Source organism: Chryseobacterium sp. CS2K3 (genome assembly GCF_059515185.1).
In genome coordinates this window covers 182,410-189,878 of record NZ_JCAKRW010000009.1, presented here as the reverse complement: position 1 = coordinate 189,878, position 7,469 = coordinate 182,410, and the positions used below count along the sequence as shown (strand labels likewise).

Sequence of the window (7,469 nt, the reverse complement as noted above, 5' to 3'; positions counted from 1 at the left end):
TAGATCTATTACCATTTCTCTTCTTGATGAAAATGGAGAGCCTGCGGTAACATGGAAAGTGAAAAATGCATTCCCTGTTAAATTATTGTCAACAGACCTGAAAGCTGAAGGAAATGAGGTAGCAGTGGAAACGCTGGAGATTGCTCACGAAGGATTAACTATTGAAAATAACTAATCATGGCAGTTTTATATCCTCCAACCAGTTTCTCTTTTATTGTTAACGGGATTTCAACAACAGAGGGTATTGACTCCAGATTTCAGTCTATATCTGGTTTATCAACAGAAATTGGAACTGAAGAATATGCCGAAGGAGGTGAAAACAGGTTTACCCATCAGCTTCCTTTGAGACCCAAATATCCTAATCTAGTTCTTAAACGTGGGTTAATCGTAAGTTCCGGATTGATCAGCTGGTGCAGAAATGCTATGGAAAACTTTGAGTTTGAACCCAGAGATCTGATCATTACTTTATCAGGCGGCATCCAGTCTACAGCCCCTTTAATGGTTTGGAATGTAGTAGGCGCTTACCCTGTAAAATGGGAAGTATCAGAATTCAATGCAGAAGAAAGCAAACTGGCTATTGAAACAATAGAACTGAAATATAGATATTTCACAATACCCTCATCTTTAGCAAGTTTAGGCTTGTAATTTCTAAATCAAATCTAAGCACCTGAACGTGTGTTAGTTTAAAGATAACATTTACCAACATCTTTTTTCGTAAAAAAACAACCGATTGGTCTATAAAAGAGACTGAACACACCCTTCATGTGCCTAGATTTTTTTAATATAAAATGTTAAATCATTGATTGTAAGTATTTTGTGTATTTATAATTGATTAAAAATAAACGAAATGCCAATAGAAATAAAAGAACTTCACATTAAAATAAATGTGGATGAAAAAGCAACAACAACGACAACTACTCAATCGGTAGATGAAGCTAAAATTATGCGAGCAGTGAGTGAAAGTGTAGAACAGGCAGTAAATATTCAACAACGTAAAAAAGAAAGATAATGATAGATAAAATCAAGAAGTTAAGAATAACAGCTTATAAAGACTCTACATATGCATCAGATAAAAAAATAGGAAAATTCCCAAACGGTGCTGATAATCCTTTCTATGTTTTGATAAATCCGACAAGTTTTTCTATAAATCATAAGATAGAGTATAATAATCAGATACCAGTAGGTGGAACCACAGGCGAATCACAACACAGCAAATCACTACCTCCAAGTTTACAATTGGAATTTTTATTTGACGGAACAGGTGTTACAGAATTAAATTCTGGAAATACCTTAATAAACAAAATAAAAAATAAAAAACCTTTTGCAAAAACAGCGGTGCTAGATCAAATAGCTAACTTTTATATAGCTACAGGAACTTATGATGGTAAAATTCATAAACCTTATAATGTTACTGTTAATTGGGGAGAATTTGAATATCAAGGTGTTCTTTCAGAGTTTACAATAGATTATAAGTTGTTTAATAATGATGGAACTCCTTTAAGAGCCATTGGAAAAGCAACTTTTGTAGGGGCTGTTAGTCAGGAGCTTGAAGCAGCAAGGTTAAAAAAGAGTTCTCCGGATCTGACGCATAAAAGAACAGTACAAGACGGTGATACATTACCCTTAATGACTGAAAGAATTTACGGAAATTCTAAATACTATTTGGAAGTAGCTAAAGTAAATGGTCTTATCAATTTTAGACAGTTAAAACCAGGACAGGAGCTTTTCTTTCCACCTATAGAAAAAATATCATAATATGAACAATAGCGGACACATACAAACATCAAAGAATCCAGACTTAATAACTTTTAAAGTGATGTCCGGAGGTACAGAATTACCAGGCAAATATGGTGTGAAAAGCATTGTTGTAGAAAAAGAGGTTAATAGAATTCCTTACGCCCGCATTGTAATTTTAGATGGAAGCGCACCCGAACAAGACTTCAAGTTAAGTAATGAAGACCTTTTAATTCCTGGAAAAGAAATCGAAATCACAGCAGGTTATCACTCTGAAGAAGAAACCATTTTTAAAGGAGTTGTTGTAAAGCATAATATAAAAGTCAGAAACAGTTCTTCATATCTCATTATCGAATGCAGAGATAAGGCTGTAAAAATGACCTTAGGGAGAAAAAGCAAATACTTCTATGAAAGCACAGATAGCGATGTAATCGAAGAATTGATCAGTAATAATGGACTTACTGCTGATGTAGAAGCTACTTCCAATTCACATAAAGAACTGGTTCAGTACAGTGCATCCGATTGGGATTTCATGCTAACCAGAGCACAGGCAAATGGTAAACTTTGCTTCGTTGAAGACGGAACCATCAAAATTGCGAAACCGGATTTCAGTGGTGAAGCAGTAGAAACAGTGGTTTATGGATCATCAGTGCATGAATTTGACGGAGAAATTGACGCCAGAGACCAGTTTAACAAAATTACAGCCAAAACCTGGAGCTATACCGATCAGGAACTGACAGAAGTAGAAGCTCAGGATCCTGCAATTAAGCTCAATGGCGATCTTTCATCAGGTGATTTAGCCGATGTTTTCGGGATTGAAGACCTACAGCTGAGACATGGCGGAAATCTTACCCAAAGTGAATTACAGGAATGGGGAGACGCTAAAGCAACTTTCCAACAGTTGGCAAAAACAAGAGGAAGAGTAAAATTCCAGGGAATTCCCTCTGTAAAACCAGGTGTTACATTGACGCTGCAGGGAGTAGGGAATAGATTCAACGGGAAAATATACATAACAGGCGCCCGCCACGAAATAGCTGACGGAAATTGGTTAGTTGATGCTCAGTTTGGGCTTTCTCCAACATGGTTCTCAGAAACCTATGATGTAAGTGAAATGCCAGGCTCAGGAATTATTCCGGCAATAAGCGGACTGCATGTAGGAATTGTCTCTCAACTAGAATCAGATCCGGACGGTGAAGATAGAATTCTGGTACAGATTCCAATCATTAATAATGAAGAAGAAGGAATCTGGGCACGTATAGCTACTCTTGATGCAGGAGAAAACAGAGGATCATTCTTCAGACCGGAAATCGGAGATGAGGTCATTATCGGATTTATCAATGATGATCCCAATGATGCCGTTGTACTCGGAATGTTAAACAGCAGCACCAAACCGGCTCCTCTTGTAGCTTCTGATGATAATAACGAAAAAGGTTTTGTCACCCGAAGTGAAATGAAAATGATCTTTAATGACGATAAAATTTCATATACCCTTGAAACACCAAAAGGCAAGAAAGTGATTTTGGACCAAGATGCCGATGTTATCAAAATTGAAGATGAGCACTCTAATATTCTTACTCTCAATAAAGACGGTATTAGCCTGGAAAGTGGTAAAGACATCAAGATCAAAGCAAAAGGAAACATTACTATGGAAGGCAAAAATATTAATATAAAAGCAAGTGCTCAATTAAAAGCAGAAGGAAGTTCCGGTTCTGAGCTTAAATCCGGAGCCGTAACAGTAGTAAAAGGATCTCAAGTTAAAATCAATTAATCATCATGAAACCAGCAGCAAGAATTACAGATATGCACACATGCCCTATGGTGACGGGAAATGTTCCCCATGTAGGCGGTCCTATCATTCCGGCAGGAGAACCCACGGTGCTTATTGGCGGTATGCCGGCAGCCAGAGTAGGAGATAAAGCCATGTGCACAGGTCCTATGGATACTATTGCATCAGGTTCCTCAAGTGTACTAATAGGCGGTAAACAAGCCGCAAGAATGGGAGATTCTACCGCTCATGGAGGAGTAATAACCGCTGGGGAAGCTACTGTTTTAATTGGCGGATAATACTGAAAACTATCCGGCTACAATACAATGTAAAACATCAATAACAATACGGTTAGAATAACCAAAACTCTATGCAGCAGATGCAAGATGTTAACATTAAATATAACAAATAACGTATGAAAATAAATACAGATTTTTTAGGAACAGGCTGGAGTTTTCCACCTGAGTTTAACGAGACTGAAGGAAAGCTGGCAATGACCACCGATGTGGAAGACATCAATAACAGCCTTATGATTTTACTGTCAACACGCCCGGGTGAACGGGTAATGTTCCCCGACTACGGATGTGATCTGCATGAAATGCTCTTTAAACCTCTGGACTTAACGCTGATTACCCAAATGAAAGGAATCATAGAGCGTGCTATTTTATATCATGAACCCAGAATCAATATTCTAAGTATTGAAATCAATACCCAGGAAGAACTTCAGGGAGAAGTGTTGATAGAAGTTGACTACGAAGTAAGAAATACTAATACAAGAAGCAATATGGTTTTCCCTTTTTACAAAGGAGAAGCTACCGAAATATAATGAATTACGGGATGTCTGTAGCCATTTTGAATACCACCAAACACTACACTAAGTATTGCATCTGACCATAGAAAGATAAATATAAACAAATGAAAAAAACAGATACATTTTCACATTATCGTGAAGGAAAATCACAAATGCAGCGCTTTTTAGCAGAACTAGATCCTGGCAATCTTGAATTACACGATTTCGATTTGTTTGATTGGCTATTATTCGCAAACAATTTTGCTAGGAGTGTAAACTATTTTGACAAAGGTGATAATACAAAACCAAAAGGAAAGTGGGGAAACTTCTTCCTGGGTGATGATACCAAAGCGATCCCGCGTAGAGAAAGCGTTGAGTATAAAAGTATGAAAAAACAGGTTACAGATCTTATGTCCCAGTTTGAACAGGATAGCACTCTGACACCACACCTGACATTATTTGTTTGCTTTTTGAAATTATTGGATTTCTCAAAAAAAGCCTTCAATAACCTTACCAAAAGGCATCTTGATTTCTACTACAACGAAATACTTCAAATTGAAAAAAATGAAGCCAAGGCAGACAAAGCTTATGTGATTTTTGAACTCGCAAAAAAAGCAATTCAGGAAAAAATTCCAGCCGGTACATTGCTGGATGGCAGTAAAGACGCCAGCGGAAAAAAACGAATTTATAAGACAGGTGATGAGCTTATTGCCAATCAGGCAAAAGTAGTTGAGATCAAAAGCTTCTTAAATGACGCCGTAAAAAGAGAGCTTAAAATGGCACCCGTAGCAAATTCTGCGGACGGATTAGGAGATAAATTACCGGAAAACGGCAATTACTGGTGGCCTTTTGGATATAATTCCGATGAAGCAAATTCCAAATCTATTTATAAAGATCTTCCAAAAGCTAAACTGGGATTCTCAGTAGCATCATCATTATTTGATTTGAAAGAAGGCGAAAGAACAGTAACCCTTAAGATTGATTTTAATAAAAATTCAGATCAGAAACTATATAACCTTTCCAAAACAGATATTGAAAATAATATCAAAGTGCTTTGCAGCGGGGAAAAAGAATGGTTATCCGGTATTGTTTTAAAATGTATTAAAAACGAAAAAGACAGGCTGGAGCTTTCTTTTACATTATCTAAAGATTTCCCTTCTGTAGTAAAATACGATAAAGAAGTACTTTCAGAAACATTTCAAACCAATTTTCCGGTCATAAGGTTTATGATCGAAGGAGAGAAATACTATGATGTTTACGAAGGTCTTTCCGAAAAATTAATAAAAAATATTGAAATAGCAGTTGATGTAAAAGGGATGAAATCTATCCAGATTGAAAATGATAATGGTGAATTAAACTCAGAAAAACCTTATTATCCTTTCACTGCACAACCTATTAAAGGCGCCAACCTTTTTATCAAATGTCCCGAAATGTTTTCCAAAAAATGGCAAAATGCAGACATTACGATAAACTGGAAAAATACTCCGGACTCCATCAAAGATTTATACAGCGGATATGTGATTCAGCCCAATCAAAATATCAGTTTAAATGATTTTGAAATATCTGAAAACCCATCAATTGTAGGCTCTGATTCTTATTTTAAAGCAGATGTTGCCTTATTAGATAAAGAAGTTTGGTATTCCAAAGCAAATGGAATAGACCTATTTAAAAAAGTAGACAATGCCTACAAAACCCAGTTTTCAGTAAAAAACATGAGAGATGAGGCAGGAACAAGTGAAATCATCAGATTAACCCTGAACCAGTCATCATTACAGGATGTATATCCTAAACTATACACATTGACGCTATCAAGCGATCCAAAATATAAAAAACTGATTCCAAACGAACCTTATATTCCTTTTGCTGAGGATATAGAATTGAGTTACAGTGCAAAGGAAACAGCATATTCTTACCTGGATGTAAACTCTGCCGGAGTAGCTTCCAAAGCGAAAGAAATACAAGTGTATCATGAAGATACATTCGGGCAATATGAAAAAGCAGCTGACAAAGAGCCAATTGTACCGATACACCAAAGCGGAGGTGAATTATACATCGGTCTGGAAGCAATGCCACAAACAACTGTTTCATTATTGATCCAAATGTTAGAAGGAAGTGAAAATCCTTTAGTGGATACATTCCTTGAAAAAGAATTTATAGAGTGGCATTATCTTTCAGGAGATACCTGGGTGAGTTTATCAGATTATATGCTGCAAAATGAAACCAGAAAATTCCTTGAGTCTGGAATTGTGAAGTTTAAAGTTCCGAAAGATATCAATACCAACCACACAAGATTTACCAACGGATTGGTTTGGATCAGAGCAAAATCACAAAGAAGCTATGATGCGGTATGTAAAGTGCAGGGAATTTATACCCAGGCAGTTTTAGCCACATTCCAGGATAAGGACAATGATTTGTCTCACCTTAATAACGGACTGGCTGCAAAAACCATTTCTAAGCTGATCACAAGAGTTGCTCAGGTAAAATCCGTAGACCAGCCTTATAACTCGTTTGACGGTAAATATAAAGAAACAGATACTGAGTTTTACAGACGTGTAAGTGAACGATTAAGACACAAACACAGAGCTATCACGCAATGGGACTACGAACAACTTGTATTACAGGAGTTCCCGGAAGTTTTTAAAGTAAAATGCTTAAATCATACTTCCGAAATTTCATATATGGCTCCCGGGCATGTAACCCTAATGGTAGTACCGAATATCAAGAATAAAAATGCCTTTGATGTCTATCAGCCGAGAGTAAGCAGGGCTACTTTGAATAAGATTCAAAATTACGTCAATGAGTTGAATACCATGCATGTAAAAGCTCAGGTGGTGAATCCGAATTACAAAGAAGCAAAAGTACAGACAAAGGTCAAGTTCTTCGAGCAGTATGATGAAACATTTTACCTCAAACAGCTGGACGAAGATATTAAAAAATACATATCGCCCTGGGCATTCACAGATACTAAAGATATTGACTTTAATGTGGAACTGAATGTTAATCAGTTGATTAACTATCTGGAGCAGCTGTATTATGTAGATTACATTGATGAAGTGAAAATCATGGTAAATAATATTATACAGAGACAATCTTTAATCGAAGTAGATCCAAAATCAATTTTGGTATCAGCCAAGCAGCACAATGTTACTATTACAGATCAGGTATGTATTTAATAATCAA

General features: G+C 36.5%; 8 protein-coding genes. All 8 read left to right on the top strand.

Annotated features, from left to right (window positions below):
- Positions 1 to 7: 7 nt before the first annotated feature.
- The 8 genes from AC5YGG_RS16380 (at position 8) to AC5YGG_RS16345 (ending at position 7,462) form a co-directional block, all read left to right on the top strand.
- Positions 8 to 175: a phage tail protein gene (locus AC5YGG_RS16380; RefSeq protein ID WP_496145533.1), complete on the top strand. Its 168-nt coding sequence runs from the start codon at positions 8 to 10 to the stop codon at positions 173 to 175.
- 2 nt (positions 176 to 177) lie between these two features.
- On the top strand, positions 178 to 645 hold the full coding sequence (locus AC5YGG_RS16375; protein ID WP_065393003.1) for a phage tail protein: 468 nt from the start codon (positions 178 to 180) through the stop codon (positions 643 to 645).
- A 202-nt stretch (positions 646 to 847) separates the two neighbouring features.
- Positions 848 to 1,009, top strand: coding sequence for a DUF5908 family protein (locus tag AC5YGG_RS16370; RefSeq protein ID WP_496145530.1), 162 nt, complete (start codon positions 848 to 850; stop codon positions 1,007 to 1,009).
- Positions 1,009 to 1,755, top strand: coding sequence for a CIS tube protein (locus AC5YGG_RS16365; RefSeq protein WP_496145529.1), 747 nt, complete (start codon positions 1,009 to 1,011; stop codon positions 1,753 to 1,755). Before AC5YGG_RS16370 ends, AC5YGG_RS16365 begins: the two co-directional genes overlap by 1 nt.
- 1 nt (position 1,756) lies before the next feature.
- Positions 1,757 to 3,502 (top strand): type VI secretion system tip protein VgrG, encoded by a 1,746-nt coding sequence (gene vgrG / locus AC5YGG_RS16360; RefSeq protein ID WP_496145528.1) that lies wholly within the window; start codon positions 1,757 to 1,759, stop codon positions 3,500 to 3,502.
- A gap of 5 nt (positions 3,503 to 3,507) precedes the next feature.
- Positions 3,508 to 3,798, top strand: a complete 291-nt coding sequence (locus AC5YGG_RS16355; RefSeq protein ID WP_076549501.1) for a PAAR domain-containing protein — start codon at positions 3,508 to 3,510, stop codon at positions 3,796 to 3,798.
- A gap of 116 nt (positions 3,799 to 3,914) precedes the next feature.
- A complete protein-coding gene (locus AC5YGG_RS16350; protein WP_496145527.1) occupies positions 3,915 to 4,325 on the top strand; it encodes a GPW/gp25 family protein in 411 nt (136 codons plus the stop codon).
- 89 nt (positions 4,326 to 4,414) lie between these two features.
- On the top strand, positions 4,415 to 7,462 hold the full coding sequence (locus AC5YGG_RS16345; RefSeq protein ID WP_496145526.1) for a baseplate J/gp47 family protein: 3,048 nt from the start codon (positions 4,415 to 4,417) through the stop codon (positions 7,460 to 7,462).
- Positions 7,463 to 7,469 lie beyond the last annotated feature (7 nt).